The 15884-nt window shown below is 69.9% G+C and carries 25 protein-coding genes and 1 tRNA gene; 4 read left to right on the plus strand and 22 right to left on the minus strand.

All coding sequences use genetic code 11. The annotated features are described in order from the left end of the window. Window positions 1-233 precede the first annotated feature (233 nt). The 22 genes from ACWCQM_RS11810 to ACWCQM_RS11915 form a co-directional block, all read right to left on the minus strand. Window positions 234-1052, minus strand: a complete 819-nt coding sequence (locus tag ACWCQM_RS11810; RefSeq protein WP_450915139.1) for a phosphoadenosine phosphosulfate reductase — start codon at window positions 1050-1052, stop codon at window positions 234-236. Window positions 1053-1108: 56 nt separating this feature from the next. Then, complete coding sequence (locus ACWCQM_RS11815) at window positions 1109-1273, minus strand: zinc finger domain-containing protein (protein WP_450915140.1); 165 nt, start codon at window positions 1271-1273, stop codon at window positions 1109-1111. A 42-nt stretch (window positions 1274-1315) separates the two neighbouring features. Next, window positions 1316-3130 carry an AAA family ATPase gene (locus ACWCQM_RS11820; protein ID WP_450915141.1) on the minus strand — a complete coding sequence of 605 codons (1815 nt, stop codon included), beginning with the start codon at window positions 3128-3130 and terminating at the stop codon, window positions 1316-1318. Window positions 3131-3146: 16 nt separating this feature from the next. Then, the gene (locus ACWCQM_RS11825; RefSeq protein WP_450915142.1) at window positions 3147-3449 is read right to left on the minus strand and encodes a hypothetical protein; all 303 of its coding nucleotides are present in this window, start codon (window positions 3447-3449) and stop codon (window positions 3147-3149) included. 1 nt (window position 3450) lies between these two features. Then, window positions 3451-4275 (minus strand): YfdQ family protein, encoded by an 825-nt coding sequence (locus ACWCQM_RS11830; protein WP_450915143.1) that lies wholly within the window; start codon window positions 4273-4275, stop codon window positions 3451-3453. 2 nt (window positions 4276-4277) lie between these two features. Beyond that, entirely contained in the window at window positions 4278-4652 is a 375-nt protein-coding gene (locus tag ACWCQM_RS11835) for a hypothetical protein (protein WP_450915144.1), read from the minus strand. After that, window positions 4649-4900, minus strand: coding sequence for a hypothetical protein (locus ACWCQM_RS11840; RefSeq protein WP_450915145.1), 252 nt, complete (start codon window positions 4898-4900; stop codon window positions 4649-4651). Before ACWCQM_RS11840 ends, ACWCQM_RS11835 begins: the two co-directional genes overlap by 4 nt. Then, the gene (locus tag ACWCQM_RS11845; RefSeq protein WP_450915146.1) at window positions 4897-5484 is read right to left on the minus strand and encodes a WhiB family transcriptional regulator; all 588 of its coding nucleotides are present in this window, start codon (window positions 5482-5484) and stop codon (window positions 4897-4899) included. The genes ACWCQM_RS11840 and ACWCQM_RS11845 overlap by 4 nt, the downstream gene beginning before the upstream one ends. Then, a complete protein-coding gene (locus ACWCQM_RS11850; RefSeq protein WP_450915147.1) occupies window positions 5481-5909 on the minus strand; it encodes a hypothetical protein in 429 nt (142 codons plus the stop codon). Before ACWCQM_RS11850 ends, ACWCQM_RS11845 begins: the two co-directional genes overlap by 4 nt. Further along, complete coding sequence (locus ACWCQM_RS11855) at window positions 5906-6502, minus strand: hypothetical protein (protein ID WP_450915148.1); 597 nt, start codon at window positions 6500-6502, stop codon at window positions 5906-5908. Before ACWCQM_RS11855 ends, ACWCQM_RS11850 begins: the two co-directional genes overlap by 4 nt. Then, window positions 6499-6900, minus strand: coding sequence for a hypothetical protein (locus tag ACWCQM_RS11860; protein ID WP_450915149.1), 402 nt, complete (start codon window positions 6898-6900; stop codon window positions 6499-6501). The genes ACWCQM_RS11855 and ACWCQM_RS11860 overlap by 4 nt, the downstream gene beginning before the upstream one ends. Then, on the minus strand, window positions 6897-7643 hold the full coding sequence (locus ACWCQM_RS11865) for an exonuclease domain-containing protein (protein WP_450915150.1): 747 nt from the start codon (window positions 7641-7643) through the stop codon (window positions 6897-6899). The genes ACWCQM_RS11860 and ACWCQM_RS11865 overlap by 4 nt, the downstream gene beginning before the upstream one ends. Further along, entirely contained in the window at window positions 7640-8800 is a 1161-nt protein-coding gene (locus ACWCQM_RS11870) for a recombination directionality factor (RefSeq protein ID WP_450915151.1), read from the minus strand. Before ACWCQM_RS11870 ends, ACWCQM_RS11865 begins: the two co-directional genes overlap by 4 nt. Next, window positions 8800-9735: a hypothetical protein gene (locus tag ACWCQM_RS11875; protein ID WP_450915152.1), complete on the minus strand. Its 936-nt coding sequence runs from the start codon at window positions 9733-9735 to the stop codon at window positions 8800-8802. Before ACWCQM_RS11875 ends, ACWCQM_RS11870 begins: the two co-directional genes overlap by 1 nt. Continuing rightward, window positions 9732-10022, minus strand: coding sequence for a hypothetical protein (locus ACWCQM_RS11880; RefSeq protein WP_450915153.1), 291 nt, complete (start codon window positions 10020-10022; stop codon window positions 9732-9734). Before ACWCQM_RS11880 ends, ACWCQM_RS11875 begins: the two co-directional genes overlap by 4 nt. Next, entirely contained in the window at window positions 10019-10381 is a 363-nt protein-coding gene (locus ACWCQM_RS11885; RefSeq protein ID WP_450915154.1) for a hypothetical protein, read from the minus strand. Before ACWCQM_RS11885 ends, ACWCQM_RS11880 begins: the two co-directional genes overlap by 4 nt. Next, entirely contained in the window at window positions 10378-10800 is a 423-nt protein-coding gene (locus ACWCQM_RS11890; protein WP_450915155.1) for a hypothetical protein, read from the minus strand. The genes ACWCQM_RS11885 and ACWCQM_RS11890 overlap by 4 nt, the downstream gene beginning before the upstream one ends. A gap of 164 nt (window positions 10801-10964) precedes the next feature. Further along, the gene (locus ACWCQM_RS11895) at window positions 10965-11327 is read right to left on the minus strand and encodes a hypothetical protein (RefSeq protein ID WP_450915156.1); all 363 of its coding nucleotides are present in this window, start codon (window positions 11325-11327) and stop codon (window positions 10965-10967) included. Then, window positions 11324-11878 (minus strand): hypothetical protein, encoded by a 555-nt coding sequence (locus tag ACWCQM_RS11900; RefSeq protein ID WP_450915157.1) that lies wholly within the window; start codon window positions 11876-11878, stop codon window positions 11324-11326. The genes ACWCQM_RS11895 and ACWCQM_RS11900 overlap by 4 nt, the downstream gene beginning before the upstream one ends. Further along, window positions 11875-12237, minus strand: coding sequence for a hypothetical protein (locus ACWCQM_RS11905; RefSeq protein ID WP_450915158.1), 363 nt, complete (start codon window positions 12235-12237; stop codon window positions 11875-11877). The genes ACWCQM_RS11900 and ACWCQM_RS11905 overlap by 4 nt, the downstream gene beginning before the upstream one ends. An 84-nt stretch (window positions 12238-12321) precedes the next feature. Continuing rightward, entirely contained in the window at window positions 12322-12570 is a 249-nt protein-coding gene (locus ACWCQM_RS11910) for a hypothetical protein (RefSeq protein WP_450915159.1), read from the minus strand. Continuing rightward, entirely contained in the window at window positions 12554-12859 is a 306-nt protein-coding gene (locus ACWCQM_RS11915; RefSeq protein WP_450915160.1) for an XRE family transcriptional regulator, read from the minus strand. Before ACWCQM_RS11915 ends, ACWCQM_RS11910 begins: the two co-directional genes overlap by 17 nt. Before the next feature lie 262 nt (window positions 12860-13121). Between ACWCQM_RS11915 and ACWCQM_RS11920 the strand changes: the two genes are divergently transcribed. From ACWCQM_RS11920 to ACWCQM_RS11935, 4 genes are all read left to right on the plus strand, one after another. Next, a complete protein-coding gene (locus ACWCQM_RS11920; RefSeq protein WP_450915161.1) occupies window positions 13122-13487 on the plus strand; it encodes a helix-turn-helix domain-containing protein in 366 nt (121 codons plus the stop codon). Window positions 13488-14106: 619 nt separating this feature from the next. Further along, complete coding sequence (locus tag ACWCQM_RS11925) at window positions 14107-15384, plus strand: tyrosine-type recombinase/integrase (protein ID WP_450915162.1); 1278 nt, start codon at window positions 14107-14109, stop codon at window positions 15382-15384. A gap of 52 nt (window positions 15385-15436) precedes the next feature. Then, a tRNA-OTHER gene (locus ACWCQM_RS11930) sits at window positions 15437-15567 on the plus strand. A 114-nt stretch (window positions 15568-15681) separates the two neighbouring features. Then, complete coding sequence (locus ACWCQM_RS11935) at window positions 15682-15873, plus strand: hypothetical protein (RefSeq protein ID WP_450915163.1); 192 nt, start codon at window positions 15682-15684, stop codon at window positions 15871-15873. Window positions 15874-15884: the final 11 nt, after the last annotated feature.

Raw genomic sequence — 15884 nt, forward strand, 5'->3', positions numbered from 1 at the left:
CAGTGGCAGCCGGGCTCGGTGCAGCGGATCGGGGTGATCGGGCCGAGGATGCTTTCGTCAGCGGCGCTTGTGGTGTCGGTCATGGGGTGTCTCCTGGACGTGGGTGGCGGGGTGGTGGCGGTGGCCCGGGGCGGGTGTCGCCCCGGGCCGGGGTGGGGTGGGTCAGGCGGTACGGTGGTGCGGCGCCCGACCGGCTTCGACCCGGTCGGGCGTACTGCGTGTCACGTCATGCACTAGCCGGAGTCACAGGCGCCGTCTGCTTCGTCGAACATGGGCAGCAGGTCGACGCCGTCGGGGATGGCCTGGCGCAGCGGCTTGTTGAACCGGGTCAGGTAGACGTGGTCCTTGCCGAGCGCGTCGCGCCGCTTGTTGAGGAGGTCTTCGAGCTGGCACGACTTCTCGAAGAGCTCGGGCTCGTTGCGGCGCATGTCGTGCCAGGTCTCGGGCCGGTGGAACGGGCAGAAGTAGCAGCTGCTCTTCGGCGGAACGGGCAGGCCGGCGTCACGGATGATCTGGGCGCAGTCGGTGCGGCGGAGGCCGAGGTCGAGGAGCGGGTAGACGATCTCCTCGTGCGGCTCGCACCGCCGGTTGTTCGCGCGGTGGATCTCGTCAAGGCTGATGCCGATCCCGATGGTGGCCGGGTTGTCCTTCGTGGCGCCGCGGCGCTTCAGCTCCCGGCCGATCACCTTGATCTTGAAGTCGGCGGTGCAGGACCGGGTACCGGGCGCCCCGTTGGACATACGCACCGGAATAGCCAGCGAGCGGGAGCCCTCCTTCGTGAGCTGGCCGTGAAGCGTGCGGGTCTCGCCGCTGCGGACCATGACGCGGTCGAGGAGCACGAGTTCGATGCCGTGCTCTGCGGCGTAGGGGCGGGCGTACTCGTCGAGGTAGCGCAGGGTGGCGGGGTGCTCGCTGTCGTCGCCGACGTTCGCCATGAGGAAGGTGCGGAAGTCGATGCGGCCCTGCGCGGCGAGGACGAGGAGCGCGGTGGACTGGACGCCGCCGCCGTAGCTGATCGAGCGCACAGGGGGTGCTATGGCTGGTGCGTTCACGGTGCTGCTCCTGGTGAGGTCGAGTTGCCCGGGGACGGGTTGCGGAAGGCGCTGAGTCACGCGGGCTGCTGTGTCGCTTGGTGGGCTGCCGTGCGGGCCGGGTGCACGTCGTGCCGGCGGATATGGGTTCCGCTGTGGCTGGTGCACAGCTGGCCGGGCTGGCTCCGGCAGGTGGGGCAGGCCACGGCCAGGGCGGGGAAGTGGGTTGGGCGGTTGGGCATCGGGTGCTCCTGAGTGTTGGTGAGGGGGCTGGTTGGGGTGGGTTATGCGGCGGGGTGCCGGGGGGTGTCTGGGTGGCTGCCGGTGGTGGGGTCGCAGCCGAGGTGGGTGTCGTATCCGCGGTTGGCCCAGTCGGTGTTGAGGGGGGTGTTGCAGATGGTGCAGAGGGGGGTGTTGGGGGGTGTTTTTTCTCCCCTGTCTCCCGCACCTCCCCCCTCCCTAGAGGGGGAGCGGGGGGAGGGAGGTGTCTGTGTGCCCTTCCCCGGGCCTCCCCCGGGGTTTGGGGGGATGTTTGACCTGGGGTTTTGGGTGGGCTCCCCGGAACTCCCCCCAAGATCGGGGGGAGTTTGGTTGAAAGTTGAAGGGGGGAGGTCTGGGGGGAGGTCATTTCGGGCATCCTGCGCCTCGTCGAACGTGCCCTTCCGCTTGCGCTGGCGGACCGCTTCCTCGACCTTGTCCTTGCGCAGCTGATAGCCCGCGTCAGCGATCTCCTTGCGGATCCGGGGCACGCCCCACTCGATCGGGATGCGCCGCTGATCGAGCCACCTGACGATCCATTCCGGGGTGCCCTCGGCGGGCGGTCGCTCCCGGGAGTCGAAGGATTCGAGGACGACCGAGGTGACGGGCCGGCCGTCGGGCTTGTACTCGCCGTCGAGGCTGACGACCTTCAGCCCGAACTGGAGGTCGCTGCCTTCCTCGCTGTCCTTCTGCTTGCCGACCTTCATCGTCACGACGATGTTGGAGGCGTTGTCGCCCTTCTTCGAGACGTGCATCTCGGACTGGAGGGCGCCCTTGGCGGCGGAGGCGCCGCGCCCGTGCTCGCCGATGTGCCCGGTGTGGTGGATGAGGAGGACGCACGCTTCGGTGGCCCGGCGGAGGTCGTCCATCCGCTCGATGACGATGCCGAGCTCCGTGTTGGAGTTCTCCTCGACGCCGACGGACACGCGGGCCTGGGTGTCGATGACGATCATCGCGGGCTGGAGGCGGCGCATCGCCTCGATGAGGGTGTCCCACTCGGGGCCGCGGGCCTGGACGGGGCGGGGCAGGAAGAGAACGCCGGTCATCTTCAGCCCGTAGTGCTTCTCCCAGGCGCGTACGCGCTGGCGGATACCGCGGGCACCCTCGGCGACGAGGTAGACGACGGTGCCCTGCTTGACGTACTGGCCGTGCCACTTCATGCCGGTGCCGACATGGCCCGCGATGTCGATGGTGACGAAGGACTTCATGTGCCCGGACGGGCCGATGATCCGGGCGAGGGTGTCCATGTGGAGGAGGTCCCCGACGAGGGGTTCCAGGGTGGGCATGTTGTCGAGGCTGGACGCGTCGAGGAGCTCGGCGAGGAGTGCGTCGGCGGGGTCGCCGGAGCGGCCGGCGGCACGTTCCTTCTGGAGCTTGAGGTAGTCGTCGATGAAGGTGACGGCGCCGCCGGGCTCGGCGTCGGGGGCGGTGGCCTGCTGGACGATGCGCCGGCCGAGGTCGGCCTCGGCGCGGAGGTCTGCGGCTTCGCGGACCTTCTCGGCCCAGTACTCGGGGTCGCCGCCTCCGGCGTGGTCGGCGACCTGGGTGATGTAGGTGAGGCCACCGGCGCGGGTGAGGTGCTTGCGCTTCTCCAACTCGATGCGGAGGGAGATGGGGGTGATGGGCGCGCCGGTGTCGTAGAGGTGGCCGAGGGCGTCCCAGATCAGTTCGTGGGCGGGGCGTGCGAAGTCGGAGCCCTGGAGGATGGTGCGGACGGCGGGGATGTAGCGGGGTGCGAGTACGCACCCGCCGAGAACGTCGAGCTCTGCCTCCATGTCGGCCCGGGCGGGACCGTCGTGGTCTGCCTGGTCGCGCGGGTTCATGTGGCGGACGTTCTCCACGGTGGCGGCTCCTGGTTCAGAAGAGAGTGCTGGGCTCGGCCGGCGGGCACTGGTGGTCGGTGACGTGGGGGTGGGGGCAGTCGGCGGGGTGTGGGGTGTGGATCCAGGTGAGCCGCGGTGGGGTGCGGTCGCTGGTTCGCAGGCACCAGATGAGCCGGTGTGGGGTGCGGAGCGCGGTCTGTTCGGCGGCGGTGAGGGGGGTGCCGTCGGTGGAGACCTTGAGGGCGATGGTGTTGCCGACCCATTGGGTGATGAGGGGGGCGGAGCAGGAAGGGCAGCGGGAGTCGGCGCTGCCCTTCCTGCTCGCGCGGGGGGCCATGTCAGGTGGCCGGGGTGCCGTTCATGACCGGCTGGTCGATGTCCTCGCCGATCGCGGTGACGACGTCGGCGAACGCCTTGGTCCGGATGTCGCCCGGGCGCTCCAGCTTGTAGCCGAGCTGGAGCCCGTTCGCGCCGATGCGGTACCGGAGGCGGGCAGTGAGCCGGTAGCCCTCGGACCCCTCGAAGGGGACGAGGCCGATGGTGAACACCTCCGGGACGGCGAGCTGGCCCTTCTGCCCGGCCTTCGCGGTGCCGGTCTCGACGTACTGGAACTGCCGCTGCCCGCTGCTGAGTCGGCTCGCGGACTGGAACTCGACCTTGCTGGTGGCCTGGAAGGACTGGGCGATCTCCAGCATCTCGGCGGCCGACGGTTCCAGGAGCTCGGGGAGGTGGTCCTCAAGGAACTCGGCGAACGTCTCCTGGTCCATGAGCTTGCCGTCGCGGGCTGCCCACTGCTTCCACGTCTCGGTCTCGCGGAGGGAGAGGCGGAGGACGTGCTGGTTGAAGCGGGGGGCGTCGGCCTGGTGGGCGTCGAGGACGGCTGTGACGGTGAGCCGGTCGGCGTCGGCGTACACCTCGCTGTCGGGGTCGGCGTGCTTCTCGAAGTAGGCGTGGAAGGACGCGGCGTCGCGGACGGTGGTGGTGCCGGTCTTGCGGTCGGGCGCCTGCGCCGGGCCGGTGAGGTCGACTTCCTTGATCCCGGTCGGGGTGTGGAAGGCGTAGTAGTTGCCGGGCTCCAGCTTGGCCGGCGGGGCGGAGCGGAGCGCGGTGTCGACGATGGTCTGCGCTTCGCCGTTGGTGGAGGAGAGCTCGGTGTAGGTCATGGTCAGGCGTCCTTGAAGGTCTGGTTGGCGGGTGCGGTGCGGAAGTCCATGGCCATCTGGCGGGGGTCCTCGCGGACGGGCAGGCCGTCGTCGTCGAGGAAGTAGAGGGACTTGACCGGGGTGGGCTTCGGAGCCTTGACCGCGGACTCGACACCGATCGGGAGCGGCGCGGACTCGACGCCGTTCGCGGGCGGCTCGACGACGATGGTGATCGTCATGGAGCCCTTCTTGCCGTGGGCGCGGACGGCCTCCAGCAGAATGTGGAACTCGGTGCTGAGCTCTTCCTCGGTGCGGCCGTTGAGGTGGGAGGCGAGGAACGCGGCAACGGGCGCGGTCTCGGTGATCTCGCCGGTCTCGGGGTTGGTGCGCTCGGTCATGCGGCTTGGGCTCCCTGCTGGTTGGCGCTGCTCGGGTGGCAGCTGGTCGAGTGGGTGATGCGGATGGTCTGGGTGAACGCGGTGACCGCGGCGGCGCCGACTACCGGGCCTTCGACGGTTCGGCAGAGCAGGCACTCGTACTTCGCCTTGGGGTGCTCGGCCCAGGTGCCGCCCTTGAGCTGGCGGCCGAGGGCGACGGTGAGGACTCCGGTGATCTGCCGGCCGCCGGGCAGCGGGTAGCCGCTCATGCCGCGATCTGGTCGGGCGCCTGGTCCGCGGCCGGGGCGGCGGCCTGTCGGCGCATCGCTCCGTCGGCGAGGTGCGTGCCGGTGATGCAGCCCTTGATGCCGCAGGTGACGGAGATCCGTCCCTCTGGTTCGCGGTGGTGGGTGAGCAGCCACGACACCTGACGCGGGGTCCGATTGCGGTTGTTGTAGGCGAACGAGCTGTGCTGGAGGAGCCAGCGGGTGTGGCCGTCGGCGTCGACCTCGCTGCGCTCGGCGAAGAGTTCGGCGACGGGGCGCCCCTTGCCGCGGGGGTAAAGGACGGCCTCGATGGCCTGCTCGCGCGTCATGGTCCGGTTGTTTTCGACGCGGCGCTGGACGCGGTGGCGCTCCTGCTCGGTGAGCCCGCCCCAGATGCCGTACGGCTGGCGGGTGTTGAGGGCCCAGGTGCGGCAGGTGGCGATGACGGGGCAGCGGGCGCAGATGGTCTTGGCGTGGTCGATGACGGGGACCCAGCCGCCGGTGCTGCCGTCGGGGAAGAACTGGGAGGGCTCTTCGGTGCGGCAGGCGCCGTGGGCCATCCAGGTGGGACGTGAGCTGTCACTCATGCGGTGCCTCCGAAGATCGCGTCGTAGGTGGTGGAGAGCTGGTCGCGCATCGGCTTGTCGGCGACGCAGGCGGGGGCGATGCACCCGGCGAAGTCGCAGCAGGCCTTGACGTAGCCGACCGCCTCGCGGCCGTACCGGAGTTGGAAGGCGACGGCGCGCGCCGAGTAGCGGACGCCGCGGTGGGTGAGGACGGGGGTGCCGGAGTGGTTGACCGGGCCGGTCCACCGCATGTGGGTCTGGCCGGCGGCCTGGGCGTATGCGGCCCAAGCACCCGCGAGGGTGGGTGCCGAGGCCGGGGTGGGCGGCAGTCCGAGGTGGCGGCGGTGGAGGGCGGCGGTGCGCTTGGACACGCCGAGCTCGCGGACGATGGCCCGGTCGGAGAGGTCGGCGAGCAGCAGGGCGACGACGTCGGGGCGGAGATTCACTCGGCCACCGCCACGGTCTCCGGCCAGGCGCACCCGGCGAGCGCCTTCAGCGCACGCTCGGGAGCCTCGGCGAGAGGGTGCCCGAGGTGGTGCAGGCCCATGGCCAGCGCCGTGTACGCGTCGGCCTGGTCGTACCGGCCGACGCCCTCGGTGTGGTGCCCGTACCGGTCGGCGACACCGGAGCGAACCTCGCCCTTGGTGGCGTTGCCGCGGCCGGTCGCGAACATCTTCAGCGAGCTCGGAGGGACGACGCCGTACGGGATGCGGTGCCGGTAGCAGTACTGGCGGACCAGGATCCGCAGGCCGGCCAGCTCCTCATGCCCGGCCATCGCGCCGTGCCCGAAGGACGGGCCCTCCATGACGACCAGGTCGGCGGCCTTGATGAAGTCGCCGACGGCGGTGGCCAGGTAGTGGAGGCGGTCGTCGCCGCGCCGCTTCGTGCGGACGATGTCGGTCCAGCCGACCCCGGCCACCCCGGTGCAGGTGAGGGAGAGGTCGAGGCCGATGACGAGGGGGCGGGTGGACACCGCGGCCGGGCGGGTGGTGGTCAGCCCGGCCGCGGGGGTCTGGTCGAACAGGGTCTGCGCGGTCACGTCAGGTCCCCCCTTGTGGCGAGCGGCCGGTCCGAACGGCGGTGCTGCCACATCGCGCCCTCCTCGACGGCCGGGGTGGTGATGCCGCAGGCGTCGTCGAGGCGGGCCTGAAGCCGGTCTGCGCGGCGGGTTTCGGCGGTGAGTGCCTGCCGCAGCTGGGCCACGGTGCGGGCGAGGCGGGCGATGCGCCCGGTGTAGGTGAGCGCGTCCCGGAGCGGGGCCGGAGGCCGTACGGCTTCGAGCTGCTCGGAGAGGTGGACGTTGCGGGCGGCGGTGCGCTTGGCCGCGCCGAGGAACTCGGCGGCGTCCTTGCGGGCGGCGTCGCGCTGCTCGGTGAGGGCCTCGACGCGGACCTGGAGGTCGGCGATGCGCTGCCGGTTGCGGGATCCGAACATCACGCTTCGCTCCTCTGCGCGGGGAGGATCAACGGCCACGAGCCGTCGATGACCTTGTCGGGGGCGCCGCCCTGTTCGGGCGTGGCCTTCGTGCGGAACCACGCCTGGAGGCTGGCCTGCTGCTCGGCCCGCCAGGTCTTCTGCGCGGCGAACAGCTGGCGCGGGCCGAGGTCGTTGAGGCGCGGGTACTTCGCGAACTGGGCCTCGGCGATCAGCAGCGCGGCCAGGGCGTCGGCTTCGGCGGTGTGCCAGTCGGTGAGGTCGACGCCGTACCGCTCGGCGGTGGGCTTCAGCTTCCGCATGCCGGTGCCCTTGACGTACCGGTCGACCTGCTTGTCGATGACGTGCGGGTCGACCAGGGTCGGGAGGGTGGCGCCGAGGCGGTCGCCCATCATCGGCAGGCCGTGGCGGGCCAGCTCGAAGTTGAGGACGGTCCAGTCGTAGGCGGTGTTGAACGCCACGAGCGGCATGCCGTATTCGATGGCCCGCGCCATGGTCTCGGCGATCTCTGCGAGCGCGGCCTTCGGGTCCTGGCCGTCGGCCTGGACCATGGCGTCGGTGATGCCGTGGACCTCGGTGGTCTCCGGCGGGATCGGGATACCCGGGTTGATGAGCCACGTCTGGACGCGGTCGGGGGAGGCGCCGCCCCGGGCGACGAGCGCGGCGGTGACGATGCGGGCCTCGGTCGGGTCGGGGGCGGTGGTCTCGGTGTCCCAGCCGATGCGGCGGATATCGAGGAAGCTCATGCCTGGCCGCCCTTCAGCGTGGTGAGGAAGGTGCGGAGCGCGCCGGCCGACGCGGTCGCGGGGAGCTGGCCGCCGTTGGCCTTGGCGAACTCGGACTCGACCTCGTCGGTCGTCATGCCGTGCACCCCGGCGGCAGCGATGATGCGGAACCACAGGTCTTCGACGTCGTCGTCGTGGACGATCTCGGCGTCGACTGCCCCGTCCTCGTCCGGCGGGGCGTCGCCGTAGTCGGCCGGGTTGAGGATCCGCTGTGTGTCGTCCGGGTGCGGGCTGTCCTGCCCGGCCTCGGCGTCCGCCTTGGCCTGCGCCTCGGCGGTCTTCAGCACCGCAGCGCGGGCCTTGAACATGGCGGCTGTTGCGTCGTCGAGGTGACCGGCCTGGTTCGTTTTCGTCCAGAGCGCGCCGACCTCGGCCGCCGTGGTTGCCTGCGCAGCGAGCGCCGCGTAGTCAGGGCGTCCGCCGGTGATCGCGACCCGCTCGGGGCCGGACGCCACAGCCCAGGTGCCGGTGACGTCCCCGGCCATCAGCGCGGTCGGGGTGATCTCCACGTCCAGCGTTGGGACCATGAACCGGGCCGGTCCCTCGTCCCGCTGGACCAGCTTCTCCTCCATGCCGAGCCACCCGGGGACGTATCCGCCGGCCTGCGCCAGCAGCTCGGCCGCCGGGGGCAGGGTGACGGCGGCGTTGTAGCCCTTCGAGACGAGGAGCCACTGGCCGAGGGCCGGGACGTCGCGGAGCATTACGTTCACGCGGGTGGTGATGGAGCACTGCCGGTTGCCCGGGTTGCACATGCAGGGCCGGTCGGACTTCTGCTCGGTCTGGCCGTCGCAGCGGCGTTGGCACTTCGATCCGGCGTACAGCTCGTACCACTGGGACACGGAGTTGCGCGGGGGGATGAGGACGGGGAGCCGGTTGGTGGTGGAGTACACCTCGAACTCGGCGGGGCCGCCGCTGGCTGGGGTCCAGGGCTGGACCTCGCCGCCGTACAGCTCGGCGACGGAGGCGAGGATCTCGCGGGACGCGGAGGTGAAGCGGAAGTGGTTGAGCTTGGCGGGGCGGGTGTAGGCCTTGCCCGCCTTGGTCTTGCCGGCCACGACGTGGCCGATGCGGATCTCTCCGAGCTGACGCATTCGCATCTGGAGGTCGAGGATGGGCATCAGGCGGCCTTCTGTTCTGTGGCGGTGGGCAGGGCGAGGGCCTGGCCGACGACGGTCTTGGACAGGCCGGACACCCAGTCGGCGGCCTGCTGGACGATGCGGAACGCGGCGAACACGTCGTCGCCGCACGCGACGGGGATGAGCCGGTAGCCCTCCGGCCGGAGGTGGAGGACCACACCCGTGGAGTACGAGGCGGGCATCGGCACGGTGGATCCGTCGCGGAGCCACGCGACTTCGGCCTTGCGGTACGCGGACATCTGGAGCGACGCCTCGGGGTAGACGCCCTTGACGTCGAGCTCCCCGCCGGTCTTCGTGTCGCCCATGAGCAGCGTGTCCGCAGGGACGGTGGTGCCGAGGTAGGCGCTGAGCGCCTCGGCAATCAGTGGGGACCGCAGCAGGTAGTCCAGGGTCCCGGCGTACCCGGCGGTGCGGTTGCCGACGACCATCTCCGACGCCTCGAAGGTGACCTGCCACTCCTCGACGAACCGCAGGAAGTTCGCCAAGTACGGGGCCATCTCCTCGTCGTCGACCAGGTTGACGGGCATCGGCTCACCGAGGACGTGAGCCTCGATGATGGAGTGGACCGCCGACCCGATGTCCGCGCGCTCGTCCTTCTTCCGCAGCGGGGCGCGGCGCAACCAGTCGTACGTCTCGGTCCGGGTCTCCGGCCGCCGAGATGCGGCAACGAGCTGCGGCAGGTGAGCGAACGCGGTCTCGGCAACGAGGTTCGCGGCCCACCGGGAAAGGACGTCGCCCTTGGTGGAACCCTGCGACAGGATCGTGGTGACGCGGCGGTACTTCTCGCCGGTGACCTTGTCGCGGTACCAGCCCTGCGAGGGCTTGGGGATGCGGTCGGGGCCGGTGGGTGCCGGGGCTGCCTTGCGGCGGCGGCCGGCGGCCGGGGCCTGAGCCCCGGCCAGCGCGGTGTTCGTCATGACGAGACCTCCGTCATGCAGTGCCGCTCCCAGCCCGCGACGAACGTGTCGAGACTGGCGTCCGGCGTCGTCATCCCCAGGCGCTTACCGCACTGGCAGGAGCCGTGCATCTCGCAGTCGCCGTACTCGACGATCAAGGCGTGACCGCCCGCGAGAGTCTCGCGGAAGTCGGGGTCGGGCGGGGTCTCGCGGGGCTCCTTGTCGGCGCGGCCGAGGAGAGCACTGGCCCCGGTCTCGTCGTATCCGGCGCGCTGGAGAGCGGCGAGGATCTCGGTGCGTGCGCTCACAGCTGGCCTCCAGCCGGGGTGTAGACGCGGCGGCCGTCCCGGTCGTCGGCGGTGAGGACCCCGCGGGCGACGAGCGCCCGCAGGTCCTTCCGCGCGGTGTTCCGGTGGCAGGAGAACGGCGACGCGGCGAGCGCGTGCTCGGCGCGCTGCGTCGTCCACACACCGGGCGTTGCGGCGATGACTCGGGCGAGCCACACCCGCCGGGGAAGCGCGGCCATACCCTCGGTGCGGCCGGTGAACGCGTGGCCGTACGCGGCCTCGTGACGGGCGGCGATCTGCCGGGCGGCGTCGCGGCCGGCCCACATCTCACCGCGCTCGATCTGGCCGAGCACCCGCTGCTGGTCGGTCATGGGAGTCATGCCGCACCTGCCTCACGCTGGCGCGGCAGCGCGATGACCGTGCCCGCGCCGTTCGAGGAGAGCAGCAGCTCCGCCACCCGCTTCACCTGCGGTCCGTGCAGACGGAGGTGCGTTCCACCCAGCTGATCCAGTAGCTCATCGACGAGCCGGTCCCGCTGGTGCTCGGCGTGCGAGTCCTCGCGCGGGTTCGACAGGGCGTCGATCTCGCGGAGCTGGTCGCCGATCGTCTCGGGGTCCTCGGTGAACTGCTCGGCCAGCTCCAGCACCAGGTAGAAGAGGAAGTGGTCGAGGTGGAGGACGGCGCCGCCGGGGATACTGCTGACGTTGACGCGGGTGGGGCCGGAGTAGGCGCCGCCGAGGATGCGGGGGCGGGCGGTGGTGAGGAAGCGGAAGAACCGCATCGCACGGAAGATCTTCATCGGGTGCCTCCGAGGAGCATGAGGAGCGCGGCGGCCGTGAGCGGCAGAGCGCGAACGGCGCGGGGGGGCGAGGTGGGTGGCGTCGGCGAGGAGCAGCACCGGGATGGACCCGGCGGCGAACACCGACACGGCAAGGCAGATGAGTGCGGGCAGCGGGTGCGCCATCACGAACCACCAGGCCGCTGGACGAGCGGGATGTTGCGCTCCACGCGGAACTCGTCCACTGCCGCGCGGCAGCACACCGGCTCGCCCTCGACGCTGTGCTCGTCCTGGTTCGTCGAACCGTCGGCGGCCTCGTCCGCGGTGAGCGACTCGAACTCCGACCGGCAGTACGTGCAGAGCTCGATCTCGTCGGCGGTGAACGCGACGCTGAAGCCCGGCCACTCGTCCGCCAGCAGCTTTCGAACCGACGACCAGACGGCGAGGCGGAGCACCTCGGTCTCGTGCGCGTAGTCCGCAGCGGTCCAGTGCGGGTTGACGGGCGGGGTGATGATGAGGCGGCCGTTGATCCGTGCGGTCTTCTTCACAGCGCACCGCCCGACGCCGTCGCGTCGTCGAGGGGGCACCCGCCACGGTGCTCCGGGATACGACATCCGGTGTCGTCGGCCGGGGCCCCGCAGCTCGGGCACTCAGCGCTCTCGACATCGCGGGTGAGGATCCAGCGGCTCGCCTTCTGGTCCCACTCGATGTGCTCGTCAACGAGGGCGTTCAGTCCGGCAACCGCGCGCTCCCAGGGGGAACCTGCCTCCAGCTTGGCGACCCGGGCACGCAGCCGGGCGTTCTCGGTCTCCGTGTCGAGCAGCCGCTTCAGGACCGGGCCCATCCGCTCACCCATGTACGAGGTGAGGTTCATGCAGTACAGGTCCTCCCACGACGGGTGCTCGTGGTTCCGGACGTTCGCAACCGACTCAGCGAACGAGCCGATCAGCGCGTCCGTCGCGTGCTGCACGTTGCCGATCTGTACGGCGATCGCCTTGCGCTGCTCCGATGTCATCGGTGCCGGGCCGGTGTCCCCGGTCGGCATGGGCAGGGCGCCCAGCTCAGCCACCGCAGCCGCCAGCTCGTCGCGGGCGGTCACGCCGCCACCCGCGCATCCGTGCCAGCCGCGACGCCCTCGGCGGTGAGCAGCGCCCACGCCTGGACCTTCACGCCGTCACGCTCGGCGTTCGCCTCCGTGTACTCGCCCCCGTTGAGGTGCTTCTCGACCGAGACCACCAGGCCGAACTGGGCGGCGAACCGCAGGACCGCCGCCGGGTCGCGGTGGAAGTAGACCTTGATGAGCGGCGTGGCCGGCGCGAAGTGAGAGGCCTCGACGTTCACGCTCGTTGGCACGGCGGTGGTCTCGCTGAGCAGCGTCTCCGCCAGCGAGAGGGCGGCCATGTAGCTGTTGCGCTGAACCGGACCGGTGCTGGTCGGGCGGGTAAGATTGATGCTCACGGTGTCCTCGATCTCTGTGTGTTGAGGGTTTGCCGTTGGGGCGTCGGGCCGGGCATGGCCGGGCGCCCCTGTGGTTTCTGGGGGTCAGGCGGAGGCGAGCTGCGGCACGGCCGCGTCGGCGAACTCCGGGTCCTGCTCTGCCATCCACGCGGCGACCTCGACGAGGTCGAACCGCTTCTGTCGGCCGGCGAACGGGGTGACGGGCATCCCCTGGCTGATCCACTTCAGGACCGTCCAGTCGGAGACGCCGTAGTACGTCTCCAGCTGGGGCTGGCTCAGGAGGGGAAGGAGTCCGGCCGGAAGGGCGGTGAGGCGCTCAGTCTTCTTCGGCATCGGAGCTTGACCTTTCTACTGTCGCAGTCGAATGTGATGGCATGCGGCTGAACAGGCGGTGCATGCGGTCATCGAGGGCCTCGGTGATCAGCCACGCCGTCCGGAGCTCGGTGCGCTCCCGGGCGGTGGTGCCTCGGCCGGTGAGCCTGGCGATGGTGGCCGGGCTGACCCCCCGCCCGTCCGGGTCGACCTGCTTGGTCTTCTCGGAGAGGTCGTCGAGGGTCAGGTGCTGCCGCTTGAGTGCGTCGCGGAGTGGCTGGCCTTCGTCGGTGCGGGTCACCTTTGGCATGGTCACCTCGGGTTGTTGTTGACCACCTCGCTGCGAGGTGATGCGACAGTTCTACAGTCGCAGTCGCAGCCGTGTCAACGAGAACTTCCGAGAAGTTCCGAGATCTTCGGAGGCGGGTACCGATCTTCGAACGCCTGTTCTATGGTGGTTGGCATATGCAGGCACGCTGGCGTGTGACGGGGAGGTCACGCGCTGCATTAATACGCGCCGTGGTTCTACTTTTACTTGCGAAAAGTAGAGGCGGACGGGCAATCTTGAATCCGTGACCACCGACGATGCCCCCGGCGAGGACTTCGCGCAGCTACTCGCGCGCCTGAAGGACGAGTACGGCGTGAACGACAGCCACATCGCGTCAGCCATCGGCGTGTCCGTGTCCACCGTCAACACCTGGGTGCACCGCAAACGGCAGCCCCGACCCGACGCACTGCACAAGCTCGCCGCCAGGTACCCCAAGTTCACCGCGGACGAGATCTTTGCCGCCGCCGGCCGAAAGACCCTGGGCCCGCTCAGCCCCTCCGCCGAGGAACGCCTCCTCGAACTCTTCCGCGGACTCACCGCCGAGCAGCAGGAGATCAAGGAGCTGGAGCTCCGGGCGCTGAACGAGCACAACCGTTCCACCCTGTCGTGAGTCTCCGTTAAACGGAGTTACTCACTCCCCGTACATGACTGGGCATCAGGTCTGATCAAGATGGTCGCATATTCGACCATCAAGGGGTACGGTCGATCGCACGGCCGATGCCCTCCCCCTTCGGTCGCAGGTTCCTGTCCCTGCCTGCGTACACGGGGGTTTCCATGTGCATGCGCGTCCGCTTCGCTCCGATCGGGTTCCTGCCCCCCTTCGACGCGGCGACCCAGACGATCACCCTCCCGCCCGGCCTTGACGTGGCACACACCGTCACTGCCCTGCGGGCGGTTCTCTCCGAATTGGCAGTGCCGCAGCCCCGGTTCGGTGCAGTCTGCTTCTGCGGGGAGCCGCTCAACCTGAGCCCCCGCATTCCAGAGCAGCGGAGGAGTGACAACCAGGTGGTCAAGCATGGGTAGATCAGACATCTATCAGGTCGGCAGTCGCACGTGCGGTTGCGTCGACTGCATCGAGGAGTACCCGCCCACGCAGCACGGGCCGCGTCCGCGGCGGGAAACGTGCGCGGGCCCGTGGCGGGTCCGGTACCGGGCGGCGGACGGGAAGCAGCGGCAGAAGACCGTGGGCACCCGCAAGGACGCCGTTCTGCTGGCGAAGGGAGTGGGTCATGGCGCGTAGAGCGACCAACAACCCCCGGCAGCTGCGGAGCAAAACCTGCGGCTGCACCGAGTGCGTCGAGCAGTACCCGCCGGAACAGCACGGCATGCGGAAGCGAAGGCGCGACTGCCTCGGCTCCTGGCAGGCCCGCTACCGGGACCCGGCCGGGAAGCAGAAGGCGCGGAACTTCAAGAAGAAGGGCGACGCGGACGCCTTCCTCGACAAGGTTCGCACCCGCGTCCGCTCCGGTGACTACACCGACCCGAAGCGCGGCCAGATCACGCTCGACGACTGGTGGAAGCTGTGGTGGGAGGGGCAGCCAGAGCGGCGTACGACGACGGTGAACCGGAAGCTGTCGAACTGGAACGCCCACATCAAGCCCCGGTGGGGTGCGTGGCGGCTGTGCGACCTGGAGCACCAGGAACTCCAGACGTGGATCACGAAGGAGGTGAAGGGCTACCACACCCGCAAGAAGGTGCTGGAGCTCCTGCGCGCCGTGCTCCGCGCCGCCGTCCGTGACGGCCGGCGGATCCCCCACAACCCGGCCGCCGAGGTGGAGATTGGCGAGCCACCGAAGAAGCACGCCGACGATCTGCGTCCGCCGACCCGGGCTCAGTGTGCCCAGATCCGTGAGCACTGCCCGATGGCCTATCAGCCGCTGCTCGTGTTCCTGGAGGAGACCGGCATGCGGTGGGGCGAGGCGACGGGGCTGCGGTGGGGTCACGTTGACCTGGAGGGTGAGCACGCGAAGGTAAAGGAGGTGCTCAGTGAGGACAAGGGGACTCTGTTCCGGCAGGACGCGCCGAAGACCGAGCACGGTTTCCGTACGGTGCCGCTGACCCCGGCGGCGGTGGCCGCTGTTCAGACGATGGTCGACACGTGGCGTCCCACGGCGCGCGTCTCCCCCATCGGAGACGGCCGGAACCTACATCCCGAGGAGCTTGTCTTCCGCGGCCCGCAGGGTGGCGTGCTGACCCGTCACAATTTCCGGCGCACCTGGATTCCCGCCATCCAGGCCGCTGGCCTGGCCCGGGAGGTCGTGAGCAAGGAGACGGGGCGGACCGAGTGGTGGCCGCGGGTGCACGATCTGCGGCACGTGTTCGCCACCCGGCTCAAGGATCTAGGTGTTCCGGAGAGGGACGTGCAGACGGTGATGGGGCACGAGCGCGGGTCGAAGGTGACGTGGCTGTACCAGCACTCTGGAGAGCAGGTCGCGGCCGAGGTGCTCGCAGTGATGGCGCCGCCGACAGAGCCTGTTCGAACGCTTTCGGTGGTGCAGTCGGCGTGAGTCCACATCGAATCCACAATCCCCCCTCGGAAGTTCTCGGAAGGTCTCGGAAGTTCCTGTAGTTGCAGGTCAGCCCCCTAGTCTGAGCTTCTCGGAAGTTCTCGGAAGTTCTCGGAAACCCTCGCTTGCGGTTTACGTTTTCTCCTAAAGCGGGTGTCGCAGGTTCGAATCCTGCCGGGGGCACAAAGTGAAGGGCCGGTTCAGAGGCTTGATCCTCTCGAACCGGTCCTTTGTCGTGTGCGCGGCCGTGCCACGGATGGTGCCCAGGACGTACGCGAGCGCCGCTACATTCCTCGGATGAACATCGAGGAGCAGGTGAGCTGCGCGTTCTGTATGGAGACCACCGACATCGGCGTGTCCGGTGACGGCGTCACACTGGAGATCACGCGGGCCGGGGAACGGAGCAGGCAGTTCGTCTGGGCCCACCTGAGCTGCCTGGACGAGCGGCTCCACAGGCAGATCACCCGGGGGCCGTGGCTCGATGAATAGGTGAGCGGGAC

Source organism: Streptomyces sp. NPDC002125 (genome assembly GCF_053593715.1).